29 protein-coding genes, 1 tRNA gene, 2 pseudogenes and 3 riboswitches are annotated in these 26,892 nt (G+C 30.2%); of the genes and pseudogenes, 26 read left to right on the top strand and 6 right to left on the bottom strand.

The genetic code is table 11. From position 1 onward, the window contains the following. Positions 1-221: 221 nt before the first annotated feature. The 4 genes from ABD771_RS10255 to ABD771_RS10240 all read left to right on the top strand — a co-directional run bounded on the left by ABD771_RS10255 (position 222) and on the right by ABD771_RS10240 (position 2,911). On the top strand, positions 222-1,349 hold the full coding sequence (locus ABD771_RS10255; RefSeq protein WP_345094176.1) for a pyridoxal phosphate-dependent aminotransferase: 1,128 nt from the start codon (positions 222-224) through the stop codon (positions 1,347-1,349). A gap of 209 nt (positions 1,350-1,558) precedes the next feature. Continuing rightward, positions 1,559-1,804: a hypothetical protein gene (locus ABD771_RS10250; protein ID WP_345094173.1), complete on the top strand. Its 246-nt coding sequence runs from the start codon at positions 1,559-1,561 to the stop codon at positions 1,802-1,804. 188 nt (positions 1,805-1,992) lie between these two features. After that, on the top strand, positions 1,993-2,244 hold the full coding sequence (locus tag ABD771_RS10245) for a hypothetical protein (protein WP_345094171.1): 252 nt from the start codon (positions 1,993-1,995) through the stop codon (positions 2,242-2,244). Positions 2,245-2,296: 52 nt separating this feature from the next. After that, positions 2,297-2,911, top strand: coding sequence for a VOC family protein (locus ABD771_RS10240; protein ID WP_345094169.1), 615 nt, complete (start codon positions 2,297-2,299; stop codon positions 2,909-2,911). Positions 2,912-3,097: 186 nt separating this feature from the next. On the opposite strand, the gene ABD771_RS10235 is transcribed toward ABD771_RS10240, so the two are convergent. From ABD771_RS10235 to ABD771_RS10225, 3 genes are all read right to left on the bottom strand, one after another. Further along, a complete protein-coding gene (locus tag ABD771_RS10235; protein ID WP_345094167.1) occupies positions 3,098-3,709 on the bottom strand; it encodes an arsenate-mycothiol transferase ArsC in 612 nt (203 codons plus the stop codon). A gap of 120 nt (positions 3,710-3,829) precedes the next feature. Then, positions 3,830-4,306 carry a DUF6428 family protein gene (locus ABD771_RS10230; RefSeq protein WP_345094165.1) on the bottom strand — a complete coding sequence of 159 codons (477 nt, stop codon included), beginning with the start codon at positions 4,304-4,306 and terminating at the stop codon, positions 3,830-3,832. Positions 4,307-4,429: 123 nt separating this feature from the next. Then, entirely contained in the window at positions 4,430-4,753 is a 324-nt protein-coding gene (locus ABD771_RS10225; protein ID WP_345094162.1) for an ArsR/SmtB family transcription factor, read from the bottom strand. 141 nt (positions 4,754-4,894) lie between these two features. On the opposite strand from ABD771_RS10225, the gene tpx reads away from it, so the two are divergent. From tpx to ABD771_RS10190, 7 genes and pseudogenes are all read left to right on the top strand, one after another. After that, complete coding sequence (gene tpx, locus ABD771_RS10220; RefSeq protein WP_345094160.1) at positions 4,895-5,392, top strand: thiol peroxidase; 498 nt, start codon at positions 4,895-4,897, stop codon at positions 5,390-5,392. Next, the gene (locus ABD771_RS10215) at positions 5,392-5,763 is read left to right on the top strand and encodes a diacylglycerol kinase (protein ID WP_345094157.1); all 372 of its coding nucleotides are present in this window, start codon (positions 5,392-5,394) and stop codon (positions 5,761-5,763) included. Before tpx ends, ABD771_RS10215 begins: the two co-directional genes overlap by 1 nt. 49 nt (positions 5,764-5,812) lie before the next feature. Next, positions 5,813-8,326: a DNA translocase FtsK gene (locus ABD771_RS10210; RefSeq protein ID WP_345094154.1), complete on the top strand. Its 2,514-nt coding sequence runs from the start codon at positions 5,813-5,815 to the stop codon at positions 8,324-8,326. A 1-nt stretch (position 8,327) separates the two neighbouring features. After that, positions 8,328-8,969 carry an outer membrane lipoprotein periplasmic chaperone LolA1 gene (gene lolA1, locus ABD771_RS10205; protein WP_345094182.1) on the top strand — a complete coding sequence of 214 codons (642 nt, stop codon included), beginning with the start codon at positions 8,328-8,330 and terminating at the stop codon, positions 8,967-8,969. A 5-nt stretch (positions 8,970-8,974) separates the two neighbouring features. Further along, positions 8,975-10,396, top strand: a pseudogene (locus ABD771_RS10200) (LptF/LptG family permease); the annotation flags it as partial. 370 nt (positions 10,397-10,766) lie between these two features. Then, complete coding sequence (gene ribB, locus ABD771_RS10195; protein WP_425556476.1) at positions 10,767-11,897, top strand: 3,4-dihydroxy-2-butanone-4-phosphate synthase; 1,131 nt, start codon at positions 10,767-10,769, stop codon at positions 11,895-11,897. A 158-nt stretch (positions 11,898-12,055) separates the two neighbouring features. Then, a tRNA-Ser gene (locus ABD771_RS10190) sits at positions 12,056-12,140 on the top strand. A gap of 149 nt (positions 12,141-12,289) precedes the next feature. Here ABD771_RS10190 and ABD771_RS10185 read toward each other — a convergent pair. The 3 genes and pseudogenes from ABD771_RS10185 to ABD771_RS10175 all read right to left on the bottom strand — a co-directional run. Next, a pseudogene (locus tag ABD771_RS10185) lies at positions 12,290-12,547 on the bottom strand (Sir2 family NAD-dependent protein deacetylase); the annotation flags it as partial. A gap of 208 nt (positions 12,548-12,755) precedes the next feature. Further along, a complete protein-coding gene (locus ABD771_RS10180; RefSeq protein ID WP_344816509.1) occupies positions 12,756-13,181 on the bottom strand; it encodes a hypothetical protein in 426 nt (141 codons plus the stop codon). A 207-nt stretch (positions 13,182-13,388) separates the two neighbouring features. After that, positions 13,389-13,484: riboswitch (SAM-I-IV-variant riboswitch) on the bottom strand. After that, positions 13,480-13,794 carry a hypothetical protein gene (locus tag ABD771_RS10175; protein WP_345094149.1) on the bottom strand — a complete coding sequence of 105 codons (315 nt, stop codon included), beginning with the start codon at positions 13,792-13,794 and terminating at the stop codon, positions 13,480-13,482. Its footprint overlaps the riboswitch before it by 5 nt. Positions 13,795-13,854: 60 nt before the next feature. Beyond that, a riboswitch (SAM-I-IV-variant riboswitch) is annotated at positions 13,855-13,950 on the bottom strand. Between the two features lie 149 nt (positions 13,951-14,099). After that, a riboswitch (SAM-I-IV-variant riboswitch) is annotated at positions 14,100-14,194 on the top strand. 62 nt (positions 14,195-14,256) lie between these two features. Here ABD771_RS10175 and ABD771_RS10170 point away from each other — a divergent pair. From ABD771_RS10170 to ABD771_RS10100, 15 genes are all read left to right on the top strand, one after another. Continuing rightward, positions 14,257-14,619, top strand: a complete 363-nt coding sequence (locus tag ABD771_RS10170; RefSeq protein ID WP_345094147.1) for a hypothetical protein — start codon at positions 14,257-14,259, stop codon at positions 14,617-14,619. A 2-nt stretch (positions 14,620-14,621) separates the two neighbouring features. Beyond that, a complete protein-coding gene (locus tag ABD771_RS10165; protein WP_345094144.1) occupies positions 14,622-15,068 on the top strand; it encodes a hypothetical protein in 447 nt (148 codons plus the stop codon). Positions 15,069-15,198: 130 nt separating this feature from the next. Further along, positions 15,199-15,918, top strand: coding sequence for a PP2C family protein-serine/threonine phosphatase (locus ABD771_RS10160; protein WP_345094142.1), 720 nt, complete (start codon positions 15,199-15,201; stop codon positions 15,916-15,918). 57 nt (positions 15,919-15,975) lie between these two features. Next, the gene (locus ABD771_RS10155) at positions 15,976-16,719 is read left to right on the top strand and encodes an N-formylglutamate amidohydrolase (RefSeq protein WP_345094139.1); all 744 of its coding nucleotides are present in this window, start codon (positions 15,976-15,978) and stop codon (positions 16,717-16,719) included. A gap of 62 nt (positions 16,720-16,781) precedes the next feature. After that, the gene (locus ABD771_RS10150; RefSeq protein WP_344816515.1) at positions 16,782-17,198 is read left to right on the top strand and encodes a DUF3293 domain-containing protein; all 417 of its coding nucleotides are present in this window, start codon (positions 16,782-16,784) and stop codon (positions 17,196-17,198) included. A gap of 3 nt (positions 17,199-17,201) precedes the next feature. Further along, positions 17,202-17,570, top strand: a complete 369-nt coding sequence (locus tag ABD771_RS10145) for a hypothetical protein (RefSeq protein WP_345094137.1) — start codon at positions 17,202-17,204, stop codon at positions 17,568-17,570. A 116-nt stretch (positions 17,571-17,686) separates the two neighbouring features. After that, complete coding sequence (locus ABD771_RS10140; RefSeq protein WP_345094135.1) at positions 17,687-18,097, top strand: L,D-transpeptidase family protein; 411 nt, start codon at positions 17,687-17,689, stop codon at positions 18,095-18,097. Between the two features lie 21 nt (positions 18,098-18,118). Further along, positions 18,119-18,694 carry a matrixin family metalloprotease gene (locus tag ABD771_RS10135; protein WP_344816518.1) on the top strand — a complete coding sequence of 192 codons (576 nt, stop codon included), beginning with the start codon at positions 18,119-18,121 and terminating at the stop codon, positions 18,692-18,694. 356 nt (positions 18,695-19,050) lie between these two features. Beyond that, positions 19,051-19,938: a hypothetical protein gene (locus ABD771_RS10130; protein ID WP_345094132.1), complete on the top strand. Its 888-nt coding sequence runs from the start codon at positions 19,051-19,053 to the stop codon at positions 19,936-19,938. Positions 19,939-19,949: 11 nt separating this feature from the next. Next, positions 19,950-20,288 carry a hypothetical protein gene (locus ABD771_RS10125; protein ID WP_345094129.1) on the top strand — a complete coding sequence of 113 codons (339 nt, stop codon included), beginning with the start codon at positions 19,950-19,952 and terminating at the stop codon, positions 20,286-20,288. Positions 20,289-20,291: 3 nt separating this feature from the next. Further along, complete coding sequence (locus ABD771_RS10120) at positions 20,292-20,849, top strand: hypothetical protein (protein ID WP_345094127.1); 558 nt, start codon at positions 20,292-20,294, stop codon at positions 20,847-20,849. 202 nt (positions 20,850-21,051) lie between these two features. After that, positions 21,052-21,990: a 5'-nucleotidase gene (locus ABD771_RS10115; protein WP_345094125.1), complete on the top strand. Its 939-nt coding sequence runs from the start codon at positions 21,052-21,054 to the stop codon at positions 21,988-21,990. Positions 21,991-22,063: 73 nt separating this feature from the next. Then, the gene (gene rhuM, locus ABD771_RS10110; protein WP_345094123.1) at positions 22,064-22,507 is read left to right on the top strand and encodes a RhuM family protein; all 444 of its coding nucleotides are present in this window, start codon (positions 22,064-22,066) and stop codon (positions 22,505-22,507) included. Positions 22,508-22,517: 10 nt separating this feature from the next. Further along, the gene (locus ABD771_RS10105) at positions 22,518-23,585 is read left to right on the top strand and encodes an HNH endonuclease domain-containing protein (RefSeq protein ID WP_345094121.1); all 1,068 of its coding nucleotides are present in this window, start codon (positions 22,518-22,520) and stop codon (positions 23,583-23,585) included. 44 nt (positions 23,586-23,629) lie between these two features. Beyond that, a complete protein-coding gene (locus ABD771_RS10100) occupies positions 23,630-26,890 on the top strand; it encodes a hypothetical protein (protein ID WP_345094119.1) in 3,261 nt (1,086 codons plus the stop codon). Positions 26,891-26,892: the final 2 nt, after the last annotated feature.

The raw sequence follows: 26,892 nt of genomic DNA, 5'->3' as shown, positions 1-26,892 counted from the left end.
CCTTGAATATGTTGCATCATTAAAACTACAAAAATTCTATTTTTAGTACAAGTTTTTAACTATATTTGTTAATGAGATTGTGAAGTTTTTTCACAGTCTGACGTTGCGTGCTATTTTATTGCAACACAAACTTAAAAGGAAAAAAATGAAACAAATCCAAAAATAAATCGACCTATTATTTGATCTTAAAATATTGTGTTTGCATTTTAAATTAGAAAATTATGAATAATCGAAGAAATTGGTTAAAACAAACAAGTTTAGGGATTGTAGGTTTAGGGATTATTCCGTTTGAAAGTTTTGCAGTACCAACAACAGAAAACATCTTTGAAGAAAAAGATATAAACCTAATTCGGTTAAGGTCAAACGAAAATCCTTATGGTCCATCTCCATTAGCAAGGAAAGCATTTGCTGATAATGTGAATATTAGTAACCGCTATAATTGGGATGTTGCGACTCGACTGATTGCTGACCTTGCAAAAAGAAATAGTGTTAAAGACGAAAACATATTGTTGGGAGCTGGTTCAACTGAAATTTTAGACTTGGTTGCAAAATTGGTATCACAAGACAAAGGACACGAACCGAAGGTGAATGGCAGCGCAAATTATGTAATTGCAGACCCAAGCTATGATTATTGGACAGTTACATTAGATTATTTAGGTTTAACGAAAATTAAAGTACCACTTACAACCGACAAGAAAATTAATTTGCAAGCTATGCTGGAAGCTGTAAACCAAGACACAAAATTGGTTTATATCTGTAATCCAAATAACCCAACAGGAACAATTTGTGAAAGAGAAGCATTGGTAGAATGTGTAACCAGGATTTCACAAAATACAATTGTGTTAATTGATGAGGCCTATTTGGACTTTACTAAACAGCAATCCCTTAGCAATATCGTAAATGACCACAAAAATATTATTATCGTCAAAACATTTTCCAAAATCTATGGTTTGGCTGGAGCACGAATTGGGTATGCAATTGCAAACAAAACAATAATTGATAAATTAGCAAATTCGCAATCCAATACAAATAATAGCGTTAGTGTAGTATCAAAACTTGCTGCTATTGCTTCGTTGAAAGATGATAAATTTGTTTCAAATTGCTACATATTAAATGAAAATGCAAGACAATATACCATCAACGAACTCCAAAAATTAAATTGTGAGTGCATTTCTTCTAATACAAATTTCATCTATTTTTCACTTGCAAAATATAACAAGGACTATTTTAAGCAATTAGAAAACAATAATATTGAAGGAGGAAGAATATATGAAGAGCAAGGTAAATGGACAAGAATTACAGTGGGTAAAATGAACGAAATGAAACAATTTATTAAAGCTTTAGAATAAATAAAAAACAGTACAGCGAACGTTTTCTGTTATTACTGCTGTATGACTTTTTTGGAAGCTTGGTCTCTTATCTTTTTCATTTCAATCATGTTTTTTCTTTCAAATTTTTCGATATATTTGCTTTGGTCTGTGACTAAAACAGCAACAGACCTAAGGCTTGGGAACGTTGGTGCAAATTTTACATATCCGCAGAAATTGAAAATTACTATATGGAAAAAATATTCGGCTGGTTTTTAATTGTTTTTAGTTCAGTAATGTTATTGTTTCTTTCATTCTTCATAATTGCAATAACTTTTGGAGTATTATTTATGAATTACAATATTCCAATTTCTACTAAAAATATATTGTTCAATATATTGGGACTTTCAATTGGTTATTTTCTTTTAATATCCTTTTTAAGAAAAGGCCTTAAAAAAATTAAAAAAGAGAAGATTTCCGAAAAACAAACAAAATAAAATTAATAACTTGCGCTAACACGTGTTTGTGCTTGCTATTTTAATCTTCGCGGAAAAATATACTGGTTCCCACTACTCTATCTTTCTAAGAAAATTTGTAGGTTTGTTAAAGTTAGTGCTTGCAATCACCAAGGAAAAAATCATGAATAAAAGAAACAATTTTTAAATTTTACCTAAAGAAATAAGAAATGAAGCTTACTAAAAATGATTTTTTATTTTATTTGGGTTTAATATTTGCAATTTGGTTTGCCTGGATAGGAATGGTTTGGACCTATAATGCTGCACTTTTTATAGCATATCCAATTGGAATAATAAGCTTGATTATTTGGACGGTAATTAGAAATGAAAACAGAAAACGAACCAAGTTTATACCAATTATTTTAACAATCGGATTGATACTTTCATTGTCAGTTTTATTATGCTTACTAATATGGGATTAAACTGCCAGCTATTAACAAAGAATTGTGCTTAAAAACAAATAAAAAACTAGAAATGAAAAACTACAAACTTATTCTTTTAACTGCATTTACAATAGCAAGTCTAATGGGTTGTAAAGATTCTCAAAAGAATGCTTCCAATAACAGCAAAACGGATTCCACTTCCAATCCAACAGAAACAAAAAAAGCAGCTTCGATTAAGCAAAAAATAACACCTTGTCTTTGGGTTGATAAAGATGCAAAGGCAGTTGTAGAGTATTACCTTTCTATTTTCAAAGAAGGTAAAATGAAAGAATACCGACAATATAAAAATCCAACGGAAGCGAAAGAGCAAGGTGGTCAAGATAGCTTCGAAACAGCGGTTATGGAAATTGGTGATATAGAATTTAGCATTTTAGCTGCTGGACCTTATTTCAAATTTAATGAGTCTATTTCGTTTGTTATTAATTGCAAAGACCAAGCAGAAGTAGATTATTATTGGGAAGCTTTGACTGCAAATGGTGGTCAAGAAGGTTCTTGTGGTTGGTGTAAAGACAAATATGGTTTGTCGTGGCAGGTTGTTCCTGTTGAATATTTTGATCTTATCAACAGCGAAGATCCTAAAGTTAGAGAAAAGGCAATGAAAAACACAATGAATCAGAAAAAATTAATCCTTTCTGAACTTAAATAAACTAAAATTTGTTTTGGTCAGTACTTGCCAAAACAATGTTTTGAATACTGATAATTATCTTAAACTAGCAACCAAATCAAATTTATCAAACAAAATTTTGGATCAAAGCCCCAGATCAATTGTAGAATAATTATCGAAATCGTTATGATAATTGGTTTCTTATATTTGATAACAAACTCTTTCATACTATTTTATTATTTGAGAAAACACATAATACATTTCAGAAGCTATTTGCAAACTTCTTTCTGCGTATTTTTCATTCATTAAATCGGTTCCGTCAAAAGCTTTTGGATCGTCGTATTTTATTGGAAATCTGGCTTCTGCTCCAAAAACCATTGGGCAACCTTCATCGGCATTATTGCATGTCATGATGGCTCCAAACTTACTTTTCGGATTAAAATCATCAAAATACGTTTTAGAAAAACATATAATCGGATGTTGATTTGTATCAAACTTAACTGCATAAACAGGATTTTGTTCTTTACTCAACTTCTGAATTTCAAAACCTTGATTTACCAATGTTTCGCCAACTTTCGGAAACATCGCTGTGGCTTCCGTTCCACCAGAATAACAAAACACATTTTTGATTCCGAATTGAAAAGCCATAGTTTGTGCCCAAATTTGCGACAAATGACTTCTTCTAGAATTGTGCGTACAAATGAAGTTTAGACGAATTTCTTCGTTGTAGTTTACTTTATTTCGGATATAATTAATCAAAGGTTTTAAAACTTCTTTTCGCTCGTTTGGAACAGAAATTTTTGAAATAGTTGTTATGGTTTTGGATAGATTTTCTAACATTTTAGTAAAAAGTAATTAGTAAATAGTAAATAGTCATTTGGCAATTAAACTTCCAAACTCTAATAATCTTATTAATTCAAATTTCTTTGTGTTAACTTTGAAAAACCTTATGCTACATTATTAACAACAACCAGAATCTGGAGTACAACAAGAAGTTTCTTTTGGTTTCCACTCTCCTATTTTTACTTTCAATTTTTCTGGTGGAATTCCGCAATTGTCTTTTGCTAAACAATCGGTTAGTTTTGATTTTAATTGGAAATTAGTTCCATCAAAATCTAAACCGAATTTTCCGATAGTTTCTTTCATTTGGTATTCTACTTCGATTTCTAAATCCGGAATTTGCAATTTAGCCTCCGATAATTCAATGATGTGAACCAATTTTTCAGGTTGCAATCGGTGATCATAATCGTTGGCTTCCCAAAGTTGGAAATTCACAACTTCTTCAGTTCGAACTACGCCACCACAATCAATGAAATGTTTAGTGATTTTACCTACTTCAGTAACGTGAAAATGACTTGGAACCAATTCGCCGTTTGGTAATTGGAAAGCAATTTGAGTAAGGTTTTTTAACTGATTTTTTATTTCTGATAGTTTCATTTTTTAGATTTTTAGATTGTTGGATTTTTAGATTGTTAGACTTCTTAAACATTTTTGATTTCTTAGACTGTTTAAATTGTAGAATAATAGTAGTCTTAGTCTAACAATCTAAGCAAGTCTAAACTAACAACATTTATTCTTTAACTTATGTCGAATCATTCCAAAATGATTTTCTATTTTATCTATCGTATCCGGATTTATGCAATAGCAAATGGCTGTGCCTTCTATAGTTCCTTTTATGATGTTGGCGTTTTTTAATTCCTTTAAATGTTGCGAAATTGTAGGTTGTGCCAATGGTAATTCGTTTACAATATCACCACAAATACATGAATCTACCGACAATAAATAATCGACAATAGCAATTCTTGCTGGATGTGAAAGTGCTTTAAATAGCGATGCCATTTCGTTATGCTCGTCTGAAAATGATTCTGATTTAGATGCTCCCATTTTAATAAATAATTATTATATTGCAATATTACGATAAAACAATTATATAAAGCGAATTATTATGTTAAATTTATACTACAAATCAAACTTCTCAATTCCGAAATAATTTCATACTTTTGAAATCTTAAAAAATCTATAACTATGGCAGCAATAACATTAGGTGGAAACCCAATAAACACAAATGGTTCTTTACCTCAAGTAGGTTCAAAAGCAACCGATTTTCAATTAGTAAAAAGCGATTTATCTGTAGCTTCTTTAGCTGATTATGCAGGAAGCAAATTGGTTTTAAACATTTTTCCAAGTATTGATACTGGAACTTGTGCTACCTCTGTAAGAACATTTAACGCGAAAGCAGGTGCTTTAGAAAACACAAAAGTGTTATGTATTTCAAGAGATTTACCTTTTGCTCAAAAACGTTTTTGTGGTGCTGAAGGATTAGAAAATGTTGTAAATCTATCTGATTTCAAAGAAGGAAGTTTTGGAAAAAATTATGGTTTAGAAATTGTTGATGGTCCCTTAGCAGGATTACATTCAAGAGTAGTTATCGTTTTAGACGAAAACGGAGTTATAAAACACGTTGAACAAGTTGGTGAAATTGCAGACGAACCTAATTACGAAGCAGCTTTAGCATCACTATAATGGAATTTGAAAGAGATAAAACCTTCTTAACTGGACGATTTAAAAGTATGGGATTTGCCTTTAGAGGAGCCATCAAATTAATCTCAACCGAACACAGCGTAATGATACAAAGTTGTTTAGCTGTTGTAATGATTATTGCTGGTTTTTACTTTGAAATTTCTCACGAAGAATGGCTGATTCAAACCTTAGCTATTGGTTTGGTCCTTGGAATTGAAGGTCTAAACACTGCTGTAGAAAAAGTGGCCGATTTCATTCATCCTGAGTACCATGAACGAATTGGTTTTATAAAAGACATTGCAGCTGGAGCAGTATTTTTCGCTGCGATGACAGCCATTGCCATTGGATGCATTATTTATATTCCAAAATTTTAATTGATTACAACATAAAATTTCTATTTTTATACCAACTATTTAATTTCGAATGGCAAAACAAGTAAAAAAAGAAAATACAAAATCTGACGAACTAGGAGAAAAACTTCCTTGGAAAATGAAAAGACAATACAAAGTAGTTTTTGGTTGTCTTTTGGTGATTTTATCCATAGGATTGTTGACGGCATTTATCTCTTACTTTTTGTTTATGCATGGAGAAAATGACCAAAGTATAGTTACTGCTCTTTCTGACAGAAATAAACCTGCAGAAAATTGGTTGGGAAAAGTGGGTGCTTTTTTAGCTGACTTCTTTATTTACCAAGGATTTGGTGCTGCATCGTTTCTTTTTGTAAAATTATTTTTCATTACTGGTGCTTTCATGGTTTTAGATTTACCATTAAAGAAATTAAAATCAACTTGGTTTTGGGATTTATTTGCCATCATCATCTTATCCATACTTTTCGGATTCTTTGCCAATTCTATTCCTGAACTTGGTGGAACGATTGGTTTTGAGATGAATCAATTCTTTCAAGATTACATCGGAAAAATTGGAACATTCTTAGTATTGATTTTTGGCTTAGTAATTTATTTGTTATTCAAAATCAAAATCTCTCCTGACAGCATTAAAATATTTTTTGAGAAGAAGCAAAAAGAATTCAAAGAAGATATTGATGCTATGAAATCAAAACCTTCTGAAGATGCAAGTGGAGCTTACAATCTTGAAGAATATGCCGTTGAGGAATCAAAAGACGATTTAGATGAAGCTTTTGAAGAACCTTATATCAAACCAGTAACCTCTCAGTTTGAAATCAATAAAGAAACGTTGAAACCAACAATTTCAAGTTATTCAGAAATTGAATTGGAACCTACATTAAAAAGCGAACCAAAACCATCAGCTTCTCTTTCACTAGAAATTGAGCAACCCATAACTCCAAAAGCAGAACCTGCTAAAGAAATAATCAAAACTAATGATGAAGCTTTTGTAATTGAAAAATCGCAAGATGAAGACACTGTTGAAGAAAATTTGGCAGCCAAATTAGTAGCAGATTTTGGTTTATTTGACCCTAAATTGGAATTATCTAATTATAAATTTCCAACTATTGATTTACTGAAAGAATACTCAAGCGTCGGAATTACCATCAATCAAGAGGAACTTGAAGATAATAAAAATAACATTGTAGAAACGTTACGTAACTACAAAATAGATATTGCTCAAATCAAAGCAACTGTTGGTCCATCGGTAACACTTTATGAAATTGTTCCCGAAGCCGGAATTCGTATTTCTAAAATTAAAAGTTTGGAAGACGATATTGCGCTTTCACTTTCAGCATTGGGGATTCGTATCATCGCTCCTATTCCAGGAAAAGGAACAATTGGTATTGAGGTTCCAAACAAGAATCCAACTATGGTTCCAATGAAAACGGTTATTGCCTCTGCAAAGTTTCAAGAAGCCGAAATGGAATTACCAATTGCTTTAGGAAAAACTATTTCTAACGAAACTTTCGTATTTGACTTAGCAAAAATGCCTCACCTTTTAATGGCTGGAGCAACTGGGCAAGGAAAATCAGTTGGTTTGAATGCGGTTTTAACTTCGTTATTATACAAAAAACATCCTGCCGAAGTGAAGTTTGTTTTGGTCGATCCAAAGAAAGTGGAGTTAACGCTTTTCAACAAAATTGAAAGACATTATTTAGCAAAACTTCCTGATTCTGAAGATGCCATTATTACCGATAATAGTAAAGTAATCAACACTTTGAATTCGCTTTGTATAGAAATGGACAACCGTTATTCTTTATTAAAAGATGCAATGGTTAGGAACATTAAAGAATACAATGAAAAATTCAAACAAAGAAAATTAAATCCTGAAAACGGACACCAATTTTTACCGTACATTGTACTAGTGGTCGACGAGTTTGCCGATTTAATTATGACCGCCGGAAAAGAAGTGGAAACACCAATTGCTCGTTTGGCGCAATTAGCTCGTGCTATTGGAATTCACTTAATCATTGCCACACAAAGACCTTCGGTTAATGTAATTACGGGTATGATTAAAGCTAACTTCCCTGCAAGAATTGCTTTTAGAGTAACCTCAAAAATTGACTCAAGAACTATTTTAGATTCTGGTGGAGCTGACCAATTGATTGGACGTGGAGATTTATTGTTTTCTAACGGAAATGATTTAGTTCGTGTACAATGTGCTTTTGTAGACACACCTGAAGTTGAAAAAATTGTAGATTATATTGGTTCTCAAAAAGCGTATGCAAGTGCTTTCATGCTTCCTGAGTATGTTGGCGAAGAAAGTAGCGTGAAATTAGACATCGATATTTCTGAAAGAGATTCCATGTTTAGAGAAGCTGCAGAAATAATTGTAACGGCGCAACAAGGTTCGGCATCATTATTGCAAAGAAAATTGAAACTAGGTTACAATCGTGCCGGAAGACTAATAGATCAACTAGAAGCAGCCGGAATTGTTGGACCTTTTGAAGGCAGCAAAGCTAGAAGTGTAAACATTCCTGACTTGGTAGCTTTAGATCAATTTTTAAACAATGAACAAAACAATAATTAAAATGAATAAATTTCTGTCAATTGCGTTACTACTTTTTGTTAGTTTAACCGCTAATGCACAAGATAAAAAGGCTAAAGAGCTTTTAGACGATGTAACTGAAAAAATCAAAAGTTATAAAAACATCGTTATTGATTTTAAATACACTTTGAATAACGCCAAAGAAAACATCAACCAAGAAAGCAAGGGAAATGTTACTTTAGAAGGAAATAAGTATGTTCTTAATTTTATGGGCGTAACTAAAATTTACGACGGAAAAAAATCCTATACTATAAATCCTGAAGATGAAGAAGTTACTATTTCAAGTGTAAATGACAAAGATGATAAAGCTATTACACCTGCCAAAATGCTAACGTTTTTCAATAGTGGTTATAAATATTCTATGGATATTTCTCAAAACATTAAAGGACGTAAAATTCAATACATCAAATTAATTCCGAATAGCGCGAAAGACCAACGTAAAGAGGTTTTGTTGGGAATTGATGTTGAAACTAAAACCATTTACAACCTTATAGAAGTTGGCAAAAATGGCACAAAAACCACATTGACTGTTAATTCTTTCAAAACCAATCAGCCATTGTCAAAAAATCAATTTACATTTGTAGCGAGTAAATATCCTAACTACTACATCAATAAATTAGATTAGCTTTTGTGAAAATATTAGATAAGTATTTATTAAAATCATTCCTGATTACATTTACTACGGTATTTGTAATCTTGTTTTTTATATTCATACTTCAAACCGTTTGGCTATTCATTTCAGAGTTGGCTGGTAAAGATTTAGACTTCCTTTTGGTCGTAAAATTTTTACTCTTCTCCATGCCAAGAATCGTTCCATTAGTATTACCTTTATCTGTATTATTGGCTTCTATTATGACTTTTGGAAGCTTGGCAGAAAACTACGAATTTGCCGCAATGAAATCTTCTGGAATTTCTTTTCAGAGAACCATGAGAAGCATCACAGTATTTATAATTTTACTAAGCATTTTATCCTTTTTCTTTGCCAATAATGTAATTCCTTATGCTGAATATAAATTCATTAACTTTAGACGAAATATTGCTCAAGTTAAGCCAGCTATGGCTATTGCTGAAGGCCAATTTAGTGAAGTTGGAAATTATACCATCAAAGTAGATAAAAAATCAGGTGAAAAAGGAAACTTTCTAACTGGTGTTACCATTCACAGGAAACTTCCTAATGGTGAAGGAAACACTACAGTTATAAAAGCTAAAAAAGGTGAACTAATAAGTAGTGAGTCATCCAATACTTTAAAACTAGTTTTAACAGACGGAAACTATTATGAAGATATAATTCCAAAAAAATATGAAGAACGTCCTAGAATTCCATTTGCTAAAGGAACCTTCAAACGTGATGTAATAAATATTGATTTATCCAAATTGAATCAGACAAGTATGGACGAAGTAGATATTTCTAATACCAATACCATGCTAAATATTAGTGAGTTACAATTTACTATTGATTCACTTAATACCAATTATAAAAAAGACCTTCGCTCCTATACCGAGAATATATATTTGCGCACTGGGATAAAAAACACTTTCTATCAACCTGATAGTACACAAGTAAGAACTAAAGTTTCATCAAATAATTTATTGGCTAATCTTACTGATAGTCAGAAAAGTGAGATAGTAAAAATTGCCTTCAGTAATATAGAAAACACTGTTTTTTCTATTGACAGTTCCATTTTTGAAATGCAAGCTAAACAGAAAAGTATCAACAAACATTGGATTGCACTACATGATAAATACATGATTGCCTTTTCATGCTTGTTAATGTTTTTTATTGGTGCTCCTCTAGGTTCTATCATCCGAAAAGGTGGTTTGGGATTACCTATTGTATTTGCAGTAGCGATTTTTATTGTATTCCATTTTATCAATACTTTTGGAAAAAGAGTAGCTCAAGAAGACGGAATGACACCCTTTATGGGCGTTTGGATGTCGTCGATTGTATTAACTCCTCTAGCTGTTTTACTCACGTATAGAGCTATTAATGACATTGGAGGTATGGTAAGTTTTGATGGTGTTTTACTTCCTTTACAAAAGTTTTTCACAAAAAAAACACAAGAAAATGCGACTATTGCAACTCCGAAAACTATTGATGCCTTATTTGATACTAAATCACATATCGAAAAACATCAAAAGTATGCCAATTTTGGGCTAATCGCTTATGCTATAACATTCATAACCTGTATAGTATGGTTTATGAATAATTCAATTATCACCACAATTTTGTTTGGATTAAGTCTTATAGTATTACTATATTTTATATATCAATCACAACAAATAGTTTCAAAAATAAGCAAAGCTCAATGTATAACAATTGAACCAGGTATGGGTATTTCGTTATTAACTGGTTTTCCTTTTTATGGTTTACTTTACCTTTACACAAAAAAAGCTTTGAACACATTAACTACTAATAAAGATCATGTCAAATAATATACAACTCAACACTATAGAAGAAGCTATCGAAGACATTCGTCAGGGTAAAGTTATTATCGTTGTTGATGATGAAGATAGAGAAAATGAAGGCGATTTCTTGGCTGCTGCCGAAAAAGTAACTCCCGAGATGATTAACTTTATGGCTACACATGGTCGTGGATTAATCTGTGCACCATTAACCGAAAGTCGTTGTAAAGAATTGGATTTACAAGCGATGGTTAGAAACAATACTGACCACATGGAAACTGCTTTTACGGTTTCTGTAGATTTGAAAGGCAATGGCGTTACTACAGGAATTTCTGCTTCCGATAGAGCAAAAACGATTCTTTCGTTAGTAGATGAAAACACAAAACCATATGATTTAGCGCGTCCTGGTCATATTTTTCCGTTGGTTGCAAAGCAAGGTGGCGTTTTAAGAAGAACTGGTCATACAGAAGCTGCAATTGATTTTGCACGTTTAGCTGGATTTAAATCGGCTGGAGTTATTGTTGAAATCATGAACGAAGATGGAACAATGGCTCGTTTACCACAATTGGTTGAAGTGGCAAAGAAGTTTGATTTAAAGTTAGTTTCCATTGAAGCTTTGGTGGCTTACAGAATGCAACACGATAGCTTAATTGTAAAAAAAGAAGATTTTGAGATAGAAACCCGTTTTGGAACTTTTCGATTGAGAGCTTATCTACAAACCACCAATAAACAAGTTCACGTAGCTTTAACCAAAGGAAGTTGGAGTAAAGGCGATTCTATTCTGACACGTATCAATTCGACACAAATCAACAACGATATTTTAGGAACCTTGACCAACAATGCCGACAAGAAACTGGATGATATGTTCCGATTGATTAACGAAGAAGGCAAAGGTGCCGTTATCTTCATAAATCAAGAAGTACAATCTTTAGATTTATTGAATCGTTTGAAAGAACTTAAAGTATTACAAGAGCAAGGAATCATTAATGCACCACAAATTAGAATGGATGCGAAAGATTTTGGTATTGGAGCCCAAATATTGCACGACATTGACATTTCTAAAATACGATTAATCACCAATACGCAACACACAAAACGTGTAGGAATGATTGGATATGGATTAGAAATCACAGATTACGTGGGTTATTAATGCAAAAAAAAAGCAGAATTTAAATTTCTAAAGTATAGAAAATGAAACGATTAGTTTTTATAATAAAAATTAATCGTTTTTTTGTTTAAAATCTATTTGGAAAACAAAAAAAGGTTACTATATTTGCATCCGCAATACGGAAGTATGTGCGTCTTACTGGAGAAATGGCAGAGCGGTCGAATGCGGCAGTCTTGAAAACTGTTGACTGTAACAGGTCCGGGGGTTCGAATCCCTCTTTCTCCGCATAATTAAAACCCTAACAATTGATTATGAATTAGTTAGGGTTTTTTATTTCTAGCCCTAGTCCACATTTAGCCCACAATCAATTTAAAATCTATTTACCAAAGAATACAAGCCTTTAAAGCTGTTTTTAGCTTATAAATTCCACTCTTGATATTTTGCCTAATTACAGTTACTTTGTATTTGGTTTCTAATTGGGCAATCAAATGATGCGCTTCGTTAGGTTCTACCTGATCTAATTGTCTTCTTCTTGCATTGTAAATATCTAAAACCAATTGCGGATTCTTGTCAAAACCTTCAGGTGAAGCTACCTCTTCTATTTTGTGCTTGTTCCATAAGCCATTGGCATCACGAAAGGTACTAATGCAGCTTTCTTGACTGATACGGCTCCGGTTAAAAAAAAACGATATGGTTTGTTTGTTGCATTACAGTGTCGATTTTTTAAACTTATATAAGCTATAGTTCAAATAAAGAAACCTAATTCCTAAAAACAGCAAAAGAAATGGATACACTATGCAAAAAACAATGAAATTAAATTCATAATAAGATATTCCTACTAGATTTGACATGTTAATAATAAAATCGGTGCAATACACATACAGTTGCCCACCTAAGTTTTCAATTATTTCCATTTTTATGCTTTTTTAGAGTTGCGATTTTTATAGTTAAATGACGATTCCAAATAATAAGTACTCCAATCGTCAAAGGAAAGAAAACTACATATAGCAATATATTTGCTGCTCCATAATTACCTGTTGCCATTAGTAATCGAATGGTTCCAAAATAAATTGGGTCGGTATATGGAAAACTGGTTTTTAGCCATTTCGTATGATGTTTTTTACAATACAACGTGTTATTATGACATATCCACGTACATTGTTTGGCATCTGCTTTATTACTATTTATTGCTTCAATCGTGTTAACTCGATAGCCTTTTTCCTTCTTTTTAAGGGCAATTGTTTCATTCACAATTACCATGAATAAGAATGGTAGTAAAAAGACCGTTATATTGAATCCAATGGATTTTAATTTTTTAATTTTCATTATTATATGCTTTATATTTGAATATAAAAACTACTAAAATATGTTTCCTCTGAGTTTTTTTTTGAATTTACAAACTATTTAAATGGTCATAAATATCGTTATCGCTGTATTATTTTTCTCAATTAATGAGATAGCTGATGTTTTCATAAACATAACAAATTAAAAATGAAACTACTGTTATGCCAAAAAAATGTAACTAAAAATTGCATTTATCAACACATTTGAACGACTGTTCTGCATACTAAGCCACCATGTCGTGAGTTGATCGGTTGGCTAACCCAATGGATTATCTTGATGCTTAATTAATATATACTTTTTGTTTATTAAACCAAAAGTAATTTTTAATAGGCACTAATTTATTACCTATTAATTCAACAGGAAATGCATAAGAGACTGAAAGTAAGGTATTCGTTTTCGGACAAATTGAAATAATTTCAGAATAATCCCAACCTCTACTTATTATTTCTTGCTCCAAAGTATTGAGGTATATACTGAGTAAAACTCCGAAAGTTTTTAGGCCTACATTTCCATTAAAAGTCTTGACTAACGATTCATCAGAATAACTCTTGAATTGATTAATCCACTGCTCTCTTTGTTCGGCAAACTGATTCATAACATAGCAATTAAAATTATACACTTATTGTCATGTCGTATCAAAACGGTAAAAAATAATATTTCTCAACACATTTGAACGACTGTTCCGCATACTAAACCACCGTGTCGTGAGCTGATCGGTTGGCAGGAAATAAATTCCTTCCAGATGCTGGGTGCATAATTAAATAAAAAAAATGAAACATACAATAAAAATATTTTAATAAAATAAAAATTATTTAAAATATTAATTATCAATAACTTTAAAATTATTTATATAGAAATGTTGTTAAAAATTTTGTAGATTGAAAGTTTATTAATATCTCTGCAAAGTATTTCGAACCCATTTAGGGTACCAACCGAGTGTAGACACCACGGTGGTAAAACAATACGGGCCCGTCCGGTCAAAATAAACGTAAGTTTACCCAGACAAACCTTATTTTCGAAATACAAGTAACGATAGTTTAACTTAATCATTATTTGTATGAAAAATGTATTGTACGTTTTTTTTAATGACCACACTTCCCTTCAAATTGAGGGTGTGGTCAAAAAAACGGAGGACACTTTTTTAAAAGTGCACGAACTTAAAGAAGGTAATTTGCCTTTATTTATTGAATTAGAACACCAACAGGTAAATACTTTACTTGAACTTACCAAAATGTATCCCTATGTTTTGTTGTATTTTAATCAAGAAGATGATGGGATTCTATTTAAAGGAGCCGCATTTAATTGTAACGAATCTGAAATGCAGTTTTCCATTACGACTCAGTACAAAAAGATTCTTTTATTACCTCTTCCGATTAGTTTTAAGTTAAATGAGGTAACACATATTAATTTATTTGTTTAGTTATGGATACTAATTCAAAAAATAAAGAAAACGAAAATTGGCACGAACATAAAATGTTTAAAGATGGTTATGGCAAGTTCCCTTATGTAATACTAAAAGTGGGCTATGCTTTATTTATGCAAATTCCAATCCATTTTAATAAAAACAATGATTTTATTAATTATCCAGGCACCCATATCAATGGTATTTCTGAACAAGAGATAAAAGATTTCGAACAAGAGTATTCCGCACCGCTTCATGAAAAAATTATTGAACATTGTTTATGGATTAAAAACAAAATCGAAGCAGAGAAAGCTAAACCCATCAAAATGTGCTTGGTGGAAGGTCCTGAAACATCTTATTATTTTGATGAAGAGGGTATCCAATTTAGTACCAATATTCCAGGTGGTGGTACATTACTTACACAAGACAACAAAGTGATTGGTATGAATGTGCAACATTATTTATAATTAGTAACTTAAAACAAATGCTTATGTAAAATCAAAGAATTTAAGGTTAAACAATATTTCAAAAACAATAAAGTCAAAGAACAAAAAAGCAACCATCATTCTCATTTCTAACTAAAAAACATTAATAATAATGATATACATCAAATCAGAAGCTTATTTAACCGAAAAAGGACAATGTGCTGTAAATGAAGATACTATAGTATTTGAAAAAGAAGCACTTTACCTGATTTGTGATGGCGTGGGAGGAAATGGGAATGGTCAAGTTGCTTCAAAATTAGTGGCAGCAACTGTAAATAACTTTTATAAAAACAATCCTAATTTCGAATTATCGAATTTAGAAGTTACAATAGCGGATGCAATTATACAATTTAAGAAGAAAAATTCATCCATGATGCTAATGGCTAGCACTATTGCTTTGACTCGATTGACAACCAAGTCAATACAAATTGCTTGGATTGGCGATAGCTTAGTTTACCATATCAGAAATGGACATTGCAACTATAAAACAAAAGGGCATACATGGGTTAACGAAGCTATTGATAAAGGTGAAATCACAACACTAGAACAGTATTTTCATCCCAATAAAAATCAAGTTACACGAATCATAAATGGGAACCAACCTCCTACTCCACTAGATTGTCATATAGTAACAGACCTTCAAGAAAATGATTATTTTTTACTGATTTCAGATGGCGTATTAGAAGCTTTCATTGAAGATGATTTAATGGCACTGTTTAAATCTAATGATTCATGCACTGAAATCATAACGACCATCAACCAACAATGTGCACAATTTTCTATTGATAATTATTCGGCTATTCTTTATCAGATTGGAATAAATGAAAATTAAAAAAAATATCAGTAAATCAGTTACTATCAATCACAAAATCAATTTAACTAAATCAAAATGAAAAAATTACTCTTACATATACCACATGCTTCTGTTGTTATACCTTTCTATGATGGTTATATCAACGACCAATTAAAAATTGAAAAGGAACAATTAAAATTAACCGATTGGTACACCGACGAATTGTTTTTCTCGTCATCGGATATCCTGATTAAAGCTCCATTTTCTAGAATATTTTGCGACGTAGAACGATTTGAAAATGATGCTGATGAAGTAATGTCAAAATATGGAATGGGTGCTGTTTATACGCATTTTGATTCAGGTGAATTAATGAGAGAAGTTACACCAAATCTAAGAAATAGTATCATGCAAGAGTACTATTGGAAGCATCATAATGAATTTACTTTTGCGGTTTCTAACGAATTGGAAAAAAACGGAACCTGTTTAATCGTTGATTGCCACTCTTATCCTTCGACACCCGTTACTCGCGATTTAAATCAATCTCCTCAACGTCCTGATTTTAATATTGGGATTGACCCTTTTCATACGCCACAATTCCTCATCGATGCTTCCGTTGCATTTTTTGAAGAAAAAGGATATAGTTTAGGAGTAGACTGGCCATATAGTGGTACCATAGTACCAATGGCTTTTTATCAAAAAAATCCAAACGTACATTCTATTATGCTAGAAATTAATAGAGGATTGTATTTACTGGAGCCAGGAAATGAAAAATCAGAACAATTTACAGCAATAAAGCAAGTAGTTCAAGACTTTTTAAAAATGCTAAAAAACAAGTATTAATTTGTATAAGAAAATAATTTTATTTATTTCTGTACTTCCATTCAAACCTAAAGTACACTCTTATGATACCAACTACTCTATTAGAAGCTTACAAAGCTACTTGTTATGAAATAATTCAATCCAAAATTGCAATTTTTATTGGACAAGAAAACGAAGCTTTACAAACCTTTTTAAAAGAAAATGAAATTACAAACTGGTGCTTTATAACCGCTTGGAATCCGTTTTCTAATGTTTTACCAATCGAAGAAAATAGCGCATTAAACGAATCATTAAAATTGGATTTGAAAGATTATAAAATACTTGAAGCAGAAGGAAAAGACACTATTGGAAATTGGCCACCAGAACCTAGTTTTTTTGTAGCCAATATTTCAGAAGAGCAAGCGATTGCATTGGGGAATAAATACCAACAAAACGCAATTGTATATGGCACAATAAATCAACCTGCTAGATTAATTACTTTAGTACCTATAGCATCGTAACCTATGTTGTATAACACCCATTATAAAAAAAAGAAAACAGCTATCCACTCCATTCATTACTATAATGAAAGGGGTGAAAAAGTAGGCGTATTTTCCTCCTATTCACTCATTATTTCTGAAATTAATTTATTAGGAATAACTACAAAAGGAGTAAGTATCAGAGAAATTCAAAATAAAGTTAGTCAATTATCGTTGGACAATTATATGAAACTGAACTTTGAAGAAGATGTTGATTACTTTACCCTTAAAAAAAATCAAATTAAATACAGCGTGCTTATACATCATTTAAAAGAACTCAATTACTGGCTATATGATTATAATCCCAATATAATGCCAAAAGATATTGGATTTGACTATAGACTAACTAAATAATTATTTTTGTTCCCATGAAAAAAATTTTTGTTTTCTCTTTTTTATTTCTTTTAGGATGGCTCGTATATTACTTTTATCCTGAATATCAATTACCTAAAAATTCAAAAATAGATGCTATGATAGTATACAAATCAAAACATCAATTATTAGCATTCAGCAAAGGGAAATTAATAAAAACATATACTATATCATTAGGCAGAAATCCAGTTGGTGCTAAAGAATATGAAGGCGATCAAAAAACTCCTGAAGGAATGTACTCTATCCATGATAAAAATCCGAATAGTGGTTGGCATAAAAACTTGGGCATTTCTTATCCCAATCAAAATGATATGGCGAAAGCTAAAAGATTGGGCAAACCTGCAGGTGGTGATATTAAAATTCATGGCTTAAAAAATAGAAAGGGTTACATTGGTAAATTCCACCGTTGGCAAGATTGGACTTTAGGCTGTATTGCCGTTACGAATACCGAAATAGATGAATTGTATGCTGCTGTTAGCGTAGGTTGTACAATTGAAATTAAACCATAACAATTTATAAAAAATAGAATTATGAAAAAAATAGTATTGCTATTGTTGGTTGGGATTTTTTGCTCATTTACTACCCATACACCAAAAACTATTTACATCCAACCGCTTGGAGATGTAAATCAAAAATACCTTACCTACGTTAAAAATTCAGTTACTGATTTCTATGGCTATACTTGTGTAATTCAACCAAAAGTAAATCTTACAAAGGATATTTTAGCCGCTAGTAAAACCCGTTATGAAGCCAGTAAAATTTTAAATAAATTCAAATCAAATGAAAATCTTTTACTAATTACAGAAAAAGATATCGCCTACCGAAAAAGTACTTCGTTTACCGAATGGGGCATTTTTGGACTTGGACTACGACCAGGAAAAACCTGTGTTATCTCCACTTTTAGACTTAAAAAGGGTGTAACTACACAAAAAATGTTAGTTCGTCTTAAAAAAGTAGCGCTGCACGAAATTGGCCATAATTTAGGACTTATACATTGCACCCATCACAAAGATTGTTTGATGAATGATGCCAAAGGCACCATACAACAAGTGGACCGAGAAAAAATATGGTTTTGTTCTAAGTGTTCGAAAGTGATTCATAAATAATTAAAATCATAAATTATGAAATATTACATTGTTATAATATTAGCTTTAGTTGTATTGTTTTTATTGACAACCTATTTAGAAGGATTGGGGTTTTTTATCTTTATCGGTTTAATAATTGGTTATATTTTTTATCATACTAAAGATTAATTTAAAATTTACAAAATGAACAATATGGTACTTTGGCTGATATTATTAATCGTTTGTATTTGGTTATTAACAAGAAAGTGTGATTAGTGCAATTATTTACACTTTTTAATTTATCCAAATATTTTACACAGACACAATATGGCGATGTTGCGATTTATATTTGTATTAAATTAAAAATATTGATATCTTCATACTAATTTAACTACTCTATGCAATACCTTCGTTTATCTAGGAAAGCAACTCCTTTTTATTGTCCTGTTACTGGCGAACAACTTTTATATGAGGATAATTATCATTCTTCTGTTGCTACTTTGTTTCATTTTATAGATATTGATGGAGGAAAGCTCATTGATGAAAAACCAGAAATTAGACTTCTCTATAATGAGGCATTAGAAGAGCTACTTGAAGGAAAATATAACAACTACAACTTTAAATTCGATGCTTCAGAAGCAACTAAAGCTTTTGATGTTTTGGTGCATGTAAAGTTAAAGAACCATACTAATACCGTTTTGTTTGAACTTTGTGATTCAGGAACTGCTTGTGGACCAATATCGAATAGCGTTTTTATTGGCATTGATATGGGATTTATCAATACTTCTGAGAAAGCTGAAATTGATTTTGAAACGTTTACTTTTTGCTTTTCAGGTTTTGAAAATTATGAAAGTGTTTTATTCAATGCTACTAAACATAAACCATTATTAAACGGATATGCGTTGTTTATGGAAGATACTATGGGGTGCGGTGGATTCTACTTTATTAACAATGAAGAGGAATGGATAAACTTGCTCCCTGCTCTAGTTCTGTTGGACCATATAAATCAAGAATATACAAGTATCCCAATTGAGGTGTTTGATTCATTGCAAAAAGTGTATTTGGACTATTTTAACACTGGTTTATATGAGCAATTACCCCAGGATTTTACTACTGATTTGAATGCTGTATTAACGGATTATAAAATTGTTTTTTTTGGTAAAGTAACTGATTTACTTGAAGCAAACTCTGAGTTTTCAACTGAATTACTTGAGGAATTTGATAACAATACTAAAACACATCTTGATGATTTCTTAATTTTTTTAAGTAGTTACTCTAAATATTAAAATTTACTATTATGGAAGAACCTTTTAAGCAAGAGACAACTGCTTTTTTAAATGACTATTATGATGCAATAGGAATTACGTCGGAAGAGTTGAAAAAGAGTTTAAAAATAGAGAAGGCATCTGATGAAGAACTATTAGCGCAATTTTCAGAAGAAGAAATTCAGATGGGTATTGATGAGTATGATGAACTTTTCGAATTAATATATTCTTTACTTTATTTTAAATCAATTAATGATAATAAACAATATTTTTTAAAATTGGAATTATTAAAAGAATTTAACAACGAATCATTTTCAAAAACGATATTGAAAAAGTATTTGAACTTTGAAAAAACAATTTTTATTAAGTAATTTATGAAACATATTATTGACCATAAAATAGGTAAAATTGAAATCAATATTACATCCAGTAATCTTGAAAAACATAAAATTGAAAATGGCCTTCTAGTATCAAGACAATGTGGTGATTGCAAATTATTTTTAGATTTTAATGATTTTGATTCTAGAGTTATTAATGGGGAGAGAAAAATCCATACCAAATGTAGGCAATGCCACAAGATAAGAAAGTTGTTAAAAAATTCATTAAAACGGTTTGGTAAAGATTCTAGAACTGAAACTATACTTGGAATTTCTTACCAAAACTTTTTGGAATGGTTGAATTATGGGGATCTAAAGCATACAGACAAGGGACTTCATATCGATCATTGTGTACCACAAAGTTTAGGACAAAACAGAGAAGACATGAAAATATTAAATCACTATTCCAATTTACAATTGATGAATGAAACTGAAAATTTGGAAAAGAGTAACAAATACATTTACAAAAATCAATTAGAAAGGGTTATTTTACATTCTAATAATCCTGAAAGACTACTTGAAATAATTAAACTATCAAATATAATAATAAAATAGTTATCTAATTGAAAACTATGAAGGTGAATTAAAATGCGATTTTTAGAGTTCATTAATTTATTGCCAGCTGTTTTTTTTTATTATCGACACTATTTGTCTATACTGAAATTTATTTTTGATGTTTGGTTTTAAGTTTGGAATTAATTTATGTATAATTTTTTTTATAGTTGTATTTTGGTATATTTGATTTTTAATCTATTTGATGGCTGTTGACCTTTCTGAACTATTAGTGATTGGCGTTTCTACGAGAGCGTTGTTTAACCTTGAAGTTGAAAATGATCTTTTTCAAAGTCAAGGTATTGCTGCTTTTAGAGCTTATCAATTAGAAAAAGAAGAGGAACTATTAGCGCCTGGCACTGCTTTTTATTTGGTTAAAAGTTTGTTGGAATTGAATAAAATTGCCCATAAGAAAATAGTTGAAGTGGTTGTTATGTCTCGTAATAGTGCCGAAACAGGCTTTAGGGTTTTAAACTCGATAGAACAACACCAACTGGATATTACCAGAGTGGCTTTTACTGGTGGAGAACCTTTGTCTCCTTATATTGAGGCGTATGACATTGATTTGTTTTTATCTAAAGATAGTACCGAAGTGCAACGCGTGATTGATTCTAAAAAATGTGCTGCAGCTTATTTGTATGCTCCTCCTACTGATTTTAATCCTATTGACACTAGAGTAAAAATAGCTTTTGATGCCGATGCAGTTTTATTTTCTGAGGAATCGGAATATCGCTATAAAACCGAAGGTTTGGATTCTTTTCAAGACTATGAAAAAGAACATGAAAATGATGCCTTAAACGAAGGACCATTTGCTAAATTATTAATTAAACTTTCTAAAATACAAGAACACTTTCCAATGGAAATAGAACACTCACCCTTGCGGTTGGCTATTGTTACGGCACGCAGCGCTCCTTCGCACAAAAGAGTAATTAAAACCTTGAGAAAATGGGGTGTTTATGTAGATGAAGTGTATTTTTTAGGAGGCTTGGCTAAAGACCATGTATTGGAAGCTTTTGGAGCCCATATTTTCTTTGATGACCAAGATACTCATTTGCAATCTACCTCTTTAGTGGTGCCCTCTGGTAAAGTGCCCTATGAAACGGATTCTCCATTGGATCAATTACAGAAAAATAAGGATAACTAAATCATAATTTGAAGCCTTCATAAGATTATAAAAAAAGTTGACGAAAAATACCTACTCCCAAAAGCCAAACACTATGAGTGATATACTACCAAGTAACAACAACTCCATATCATATTTTGCTCCAAGCGGTTATGAGAAAATTGAAGCTTATATACAAGATGAAACTATTTGGCTTACACAACTAAGAATGGTAGACTTTTTTGGTGTTGGAAAATCAACTATTAGTGAACATCTTGCTACTATTTACGGAAGTGGAGAATTAGAAAAAGTGGCAACTGTTCGGAAATTGCGAACAATTCAAATTGAAAGCGAACGAGAAGTGACTCGATATTTAGAATATTGTAATTTAGATGCTATTATTTCTGTAGGTTATCTTGTAAATTCTACCAAAGCAACACAGTTCAGAATTTGGGCTACTAACGTATTGAAAGAATTCATTGTAAAATTTATTTGTTTTGGTTCGTTAAACAAATTTACAAAACACTTTTTTTTATATAACATGACAACTAGCATTTAAATTAATTAAAATGAACTTACCTTACTCAAATAATTTACCAATAAATAAACTAGCATCTGCTTTTGGAAGTACTTCGGCTACTTATAAATTTTATTGGTTAATTGCTATTATAGAATTAGTTGAAGAAGGAAATGTTGAAATTCCAAAAAGAAAAATATTTTCAAGAATGATAAGTAATTCTTGGTATACCATAAATTATTTTCATATTTCATTTGGAAAACAAGACAACTTACAAATTGCAGTTGAAAGAATTTTAAACCTAGAAAATTTAACAATTGACGAAAAAAAAAGTAAACTTGACTTATGTTTAGAAAATTCAAATAATAAAGAAACTATAAATCAACTATTCCACTTTGATAAAAATGTTCCACATTGGTTTTTGTCTCCTTGGTTTCCAAAAATCAATAATGAAACTGATAATCAACAAAAAAGTAGAATATATTCTGATTCACAATCCTTTGTGAATGACAGTTTATATGCTTTGCACAAAGATTTTATTTCTATTAATCTTAATTGGACTTCTTATCTAAAATCTAATGCTAAAGTATTGAAAGATTTCTGTTATTGGAATTTGGCTTTATTTCTTCAAACTCGAAATCCTAACATTCCTGACATTCCAAATAAGTTAATTAAACCAGCAATTAGAAATGGTTTAACCAAACAAACTAATGAATATTGGAAATTAGTTTTCAAAGAATTAGGTTCAATAAATTGTATTTTCACAGATACTAAATTGTATTTTGACGAAAAGAATTATGCTCTAGACCATTTTGTACCTCATGCTTTTGTTTCACATGATTTGGTTTGGAATTTACTGCCAATTGAAAAAATCTTTAATTTATCTAAAAGTGATAAACTTCCTATATTTGAAAAGTATTTTGATAAATTTTTTGATTTACAAAAAGTAGCATTTGAAATCAATAAACATCATAATTCTAAAAGTAAACACATGGATGAATTTCTTACTATTTTTCCAGATTTAAATAATTTTGAAAAGGATAAATTTTCAAACACAATTCAACCTCTTATAACTATTGCTAGTAATAATGGTTTTGTTTTTATGAATGAATGTAATTAATTTCATAATTTGATTTTATATAATTTTAATAGAAAAAAATAAAAATGTCATACAAGAAGTGGAATGAAGCATTAATCGATTATTATTTCAATGAAAATAAAACAGAGGAAGTAATACTCTATTGCGATGAAGAAATAATAAATGAAATTGGAACCACCAAAAATATTGGATTATTAACCGATTTTATTAATTGTGTTTTAGCAGATGAAAACGAGAGATTTACAATATTTGATTCTCTTTTTATCAAAGGTGGGAGAGACACGAGGCTAAATGGAAAAATAAAGACAAACTCTGACTTAAAATTTTCTATCGTGTTGTACGATACAGGTATTGATAGAAAAATTCCAATGACATTTTTTAGCTACATTATTTTATCCATATTAAAAAATACTATTTCAGTAGAAAATGCAAATTACAAAAAACTCCAAACGCTAAAAAATCCATCTGAATATGACTCCCTTTTTTATTCTATTGAGAAAGCATATCCTAAATTTATCAATAGAAAAATTGGAAAGCATAGGTATGAAGGACTTATTAAATTTCAAATTGTACTTACAAATGATGAAAATGTAGAACTTGAAAAAATACTATATAAAAATCAACTAGAATTTTCTGAGTATGAGAGTTATGAAACCATAATGAATAGAGTTCTAAGATATTCAGATGGAAAATTAAGGGATAAATTACAGCGTTCAACAACTGACGAATGTTATAAAATATGGTTTGAAAATAAATTAAAAAATTTCAAATTAGAAAATTATGTACCTAAAATAACTGATGAACCTATATCTATTCATGGTGAATTTGCTTTAGCATTTGTAATCAATAATGAATTTAGTGGATTACAATTATTCACAAATGTCAATCCAAAAGAAATATTAATAAATAATGGCATAACTATATTCCCTTGTGAAACTAATTCAAAGTTAGAAAATGGTTTTTTTCAAACCCCAGTACAAATAGAAAAAGTAGAATTCAAAGAATATAAATTTGAGAAACTTGATATAAATATAAAATCTTCATCATTAAATGATATTGTTTTTTTTCAGAAAATTAATAATCATTTATATTTTCAAACTTTAAATCCCTACCCAAATACAGAAACTTATATTTTAGTTAAAAAGGAGGATAAACTTTTAAATAAATTCAAAAGTTGGGCTAAAGAAAAAATAGAATATAATGAGATCCCTATTGATAATTCCAAAAATTATTTTGGGGAAACTCATATTTTATTTATAAGCAATAATATTAGTGAATCATATTATAAAATAGACAAAAACGATTATTTTAAATTAGATTCGAAATTTAATAAAATACAAAGAATAGGTGGTTTAAAGCCTATAGGAACTGTTAATACTTATTTAGAAATTGCACTACCACAATTCAAAATAAACATTCCCGAATTTGAAGAAAATCGATTAAAAATTATTTATTTAAGAAAAGATCTAAATAATATTGAAGATACGTCTTGTTTTGGATATTTAATAAACTCTGAAATAGTTACGATATTTCTAAAAGATCCAGATTTTCAATTTGACACAATAAACATCCAGATTAACTTCAATTATGATAGAGATGAAATTGGTTCATTTGACTTTTTAATTGAGTCTAGTAAAATGAATCCAATTAGTATAGAAAATGATTTTGTTAAACTCGATAAATGGGGACAAGAAACGAATGTAGAACCATTCTATAATATTTTATCTTTTAAAGGCACTAAAGCAATCGCTAACAACAACAATCGACAAAAAATCACTACAGAAGATAATCCAAGAAACTATTCTGATTATTTCGTACACTTATTATGTGCCGTGTTTTATAAAAATAGTATCAAGAACTATATTGAAAAACATCAATTGAAAGAAATTTACTTACAAACACTACTTTTTTTAAATTCACAAGAAGGAATTAATTTAATAGAGACAAATTATTCCTTTAATAATTTGCTGAAATATCTTATTGATTTGGGATTTATACAAAGAAAAATCATAACAAATACTTTAAACACAAAAGAATGTTATGTATTAGTTCCTCCAACTTTTACTAAAATAGAAAAATCGTTCACTGACGGTGGTAATCAAATATATCTTATTACAGGCTTATACAATCGAAAATTTACATTTTTGGTAAAAAAAGTAGCCGAGGAAAATAATGTTGTAATTAAATTTAGAAAAATAAAAACTACCCAAGAAAAAGAAAAACTACCCGAAACATTTCTTTTGCCAGACTTAATACTAATTGATCACAATTTTCCTTTCGATAAATTTGAAAGTGAATGTTCTAAAAATGGATTAGACTTTATTAAAGAAGAACAAATAAATATTGCTAATTCATTATTAAATTTTTCGGCTTCTGTTAGCGATTTTGAAGCAAAATTTAAAGATTCAAGTGATAAAATAGAAAACAATGACACGCTTAATGATTTAGAAAAAGAACTTAAATCAACTTCTGAAGAAAATTTTCCAAGAATAAGAGTATTAGACACTAAACAGGTATACAAAGCTCCTACTTATTTTGTAGAGATGCAAAAAAATGTATTTTATAAATACAATCAAACCTTTTCTTCAAAATGGCTTAATTTATATATCAAAAATAAACGTAAAGATCCTGTAATTATTTACAGAAAGAAAAGATCTGATAAAACAAACTTTACTTATTTCTCTGAAATATACTTGTACAAATATGATCAATTCCCAACATTATTAACTAAATCATTAACCTTTCTTAATATTGGTCTTCCCACTGAAAAGAAAATATTTGTCTGTAATAGTAAATTTAACAAGCAATCAAAAGAATTTCCCTTTAATGTTTTTTTAGAATATAATATTTCATCTGATGTTGATCGAAGAAAAAAAATAGCTAAAATCCTAACTGGTTCAGATTTAATTGAAGAAAATGAGCAAATTATAGATTCTGTTCATAACGATTATGATAAAATAAAAATGGAACTTTTTACAATTAAAATGATTGGATTTAATCAAATCAATAAATTTATTTTAATCAAAAAAGATGGTTTAATAATTTCATTAATTACTTTAGGAAACTATTACAAACCTCATTCCGTTTATATTTCACCTGAAATAATACAATCGATACAAAAAAACGAAATAAATATAGACGGTCAATCGTTTAGCATGGCTAAAATAGTCCCTTCAGAAGATATTAATTCTATAATTTCTGCTATCCTAAAAAATGACACTGAAAAAATAAATGGGTATCAGAAAATACCTGATAAAACAAAAATTGTAACTTTCCAAACTGAAGATTATATTACTGAAGATATATTAATTATCTCAAATTACTAAAT

It is taken from the genome of Flavobacterium chungnamense (assembly GCF_039539165.1).
Classification (GTDB): Bacteria; Bacteroidota; Bacteroidia; order Flavobacteriales; family Flavobacteriaceae; genus Flavobacterium; species Flavobacterium chungnamense.
Note: the sequence above shows the minus strand (reverse complement) of the source record. Positions and strands in the feature narration are given on the sequence as shown.

Excerpts from the sequence above, each read along its gene's own strand:
- ABD771_RS10255 (WP_345094176.1), top strand. The coding sequence starts at position 222 with ATGAATAATCGAAGAAATTGGTTAAAACAAACAAGTTTAGGGATTGTA.
- ABD771_RS10250 (WP_345094173.1), top strand. The coding sequence starts at position 1,559 with ATGGAAAAAATATTCGGCTGGTTTTTAATTGTTTTTAGTTCAGTAATG.
- ABD771_RS10245 (WP_345094171.1), top strand. The coding sequence starts at position 1,993 with ATGAAGCTTACTAAAAATGATTTTTTATTTTATTTGGGTTTAATATTT.
- ABD771_RS10240 (WP_345094169.1), top strand. The coding sequence starts at position 2,297 with ATGAAAAACTACAAACTTATTCTTTTAACTGCATTTACAATAGCAAGT.
- ABD771_RS10235 (WP_345094167.1), bottom strand. The coding sequence starts at position 3,709 with ATGTTAGAAAATCTATCCAAAACCATAACAACTATTTCAAAAATTTCT.
- ABD771_RS10230 (WP_345094165.1), bottom strand. The coding sequence starts at position 4,306 with ATGAAACTATCAGAAATAAAAAATCAGTTAAAAAACCTTACTCAAATT.
- ABD771_RS10225 (WP_345094162.1), bottom strand. The coding sequence starts at position 4,753 with ATGGGAGCATCTAAATCAGAATCATTTTCAGACGAGCATAACGAAATG.
- tpx (WP_345094160.1), top strand. The coding sequence starts at position 4,895 with ATGGCAGCAATAACATTAGGTGGAAACCCAATAAACACAAATGGTTCT.
- ABD771_RS10215 (WP_345094157.1), top strand. The coding sequence starts at position 5,392 with ATGGAATTTGAAAGAGATAAAACCTTCTTAACTGGACGATTTAAAAGT.
- ABD771_RS10210 (WP_345094154.1), top strand. The coding sequence starts at position 5,813 with ATGGCAAAACAAGTAAAAAAAGAAAATACAAAATCTGACGAACTAGGA.
- lolA1 (WP_345094182.1), top strand. The coding sequence starts at position 8,328 with ATGAATAAATTTCTGTCAATTGCGTTACTACTTTTTGTTAGTTTAACC.
- ribB (WP_425556476.1), top strand. The coding sequence starts at position 10,767 with ATGTCAAATAATATACAACTCAACACTATAGAAGAAGCTATCGAAGAC.
- ABD771_RS10180 (WP_344816509.1), bottom strand. The coding sequence starts at position 13,181 with ATGAAAATTAAAAAATTAAAATCCATTGGATTCAATATAACGGTCTTT.
- ABD771_RS10175 (WP_345094149.1), bottom strand. The coding sequence starts at position 13,794 with ATGAATCAGTTTGCCGAACAAAGAGAGCAGTGGATTAATCAATTCAAG.
- ABD771_RS10170 (WP_345094147.1), top strand. The coding sequence starts at position 14,257 with ATGAAAAATGTATTGTACGTTTTTTTTAATGACCACACTTCCCTTCAA.
- ABD771_RS10165 (WP_345094144.1), top strand. The coding sequence starts at position 14,622 with ATGGATACTAATTCAAAAAATAAAGAAAACGAAAATTGGCACGAACAT.
- ABD771_RS10160 (WP_345094142.1), top strand. The coding sequence starts at position 15,199 with ATGATATACATCAAATCAGAAGCTTATTTAACCGAAAAAGGACAATGT.
- ABD771_RS10155 (WP_345094139.1), top strand. The coding sequence starts at position 15,976 with ATGAAAAAATTACTCTTACATATACCACATGCTTCTGTTGTTATACCT.
- ABD771_RS10150 (WP_344816515.1), top strand. The coding sequence starts at position 16,782 with ATGATACCAACTACTCTATTAGAAGCTTACAAAGCTACTTGTTATGAA.
- ABD771_RS10145 (WP_345094137.1), top strand. The coding sequence starts at position 17,202 with ATGTTGTATAACACCCATTATAAAAAAAAGAAAACAGCTATCCACTCC.
- ABD771_RS10140 (WP_345094135.1), top strand. The coding sequence starts at position 17,687 with ATGATAGTATACAAATCAAAACATCAATTATTAGCATTCAGCAAAGGG.
- ABD771_RS10135 (WP_344816518.1), top strand. The coding sequence starts at position 18,119 with ATGAAAAAAATAGTATTGCTATTGTTGGTTGGGATTTTTTGCTCATTT.
- ABD771_RS10130 (WP_345094132.1), top strand. The coding sequence starts at position 19,051 with ATGCAATACCTTCGTTTATCTAGGAAAGCAACTCCTTTTTATTGTCCT.
- ABD771_RS10125 (WP_345094129.1), top strand. The coding sequence starts at position 19,950 with ATGGAAGAACCTTTTAAGCAAGAGACAACTGCTTTTTTAAATGACTAT.
- ABD771_RS10120 (WP_345094127.1), top strand. The coding sequence starts at position 20,292 with ATGAAACATATTATTGACCATAAAATAGGTAAAATTGAAATCAATATT.
- ABD771_RS10115 (WP_345094125.1), top strand. The coding sequence starts at position 21,052 with ATGGCTGTTGACCTTTCTGAACTATTAGTGATTGGCGTTTCTACGAGA.
- rhuM (WP_345094123.1), top strand. The coding sequence starts at position 22,064 with ATGAGTGATATACTACCAAGTAACAACAACTCCATATCATATTTTGCT.
- ABD771_RS10105 (WP_345094121.1), top strand. The coding sequence starts at position 22,518 with ATGAACTTACCTTACTCAAATAATTTACCAATAAATAAACTAGCATCT.
- ABD771_RS10100 (WP_345094119.1), top strand. The coding sequence starts at position 23,630 with ATGTCATACAAGAAGTGGAATGAAGCATTAATCGATTATTATTTCAAT.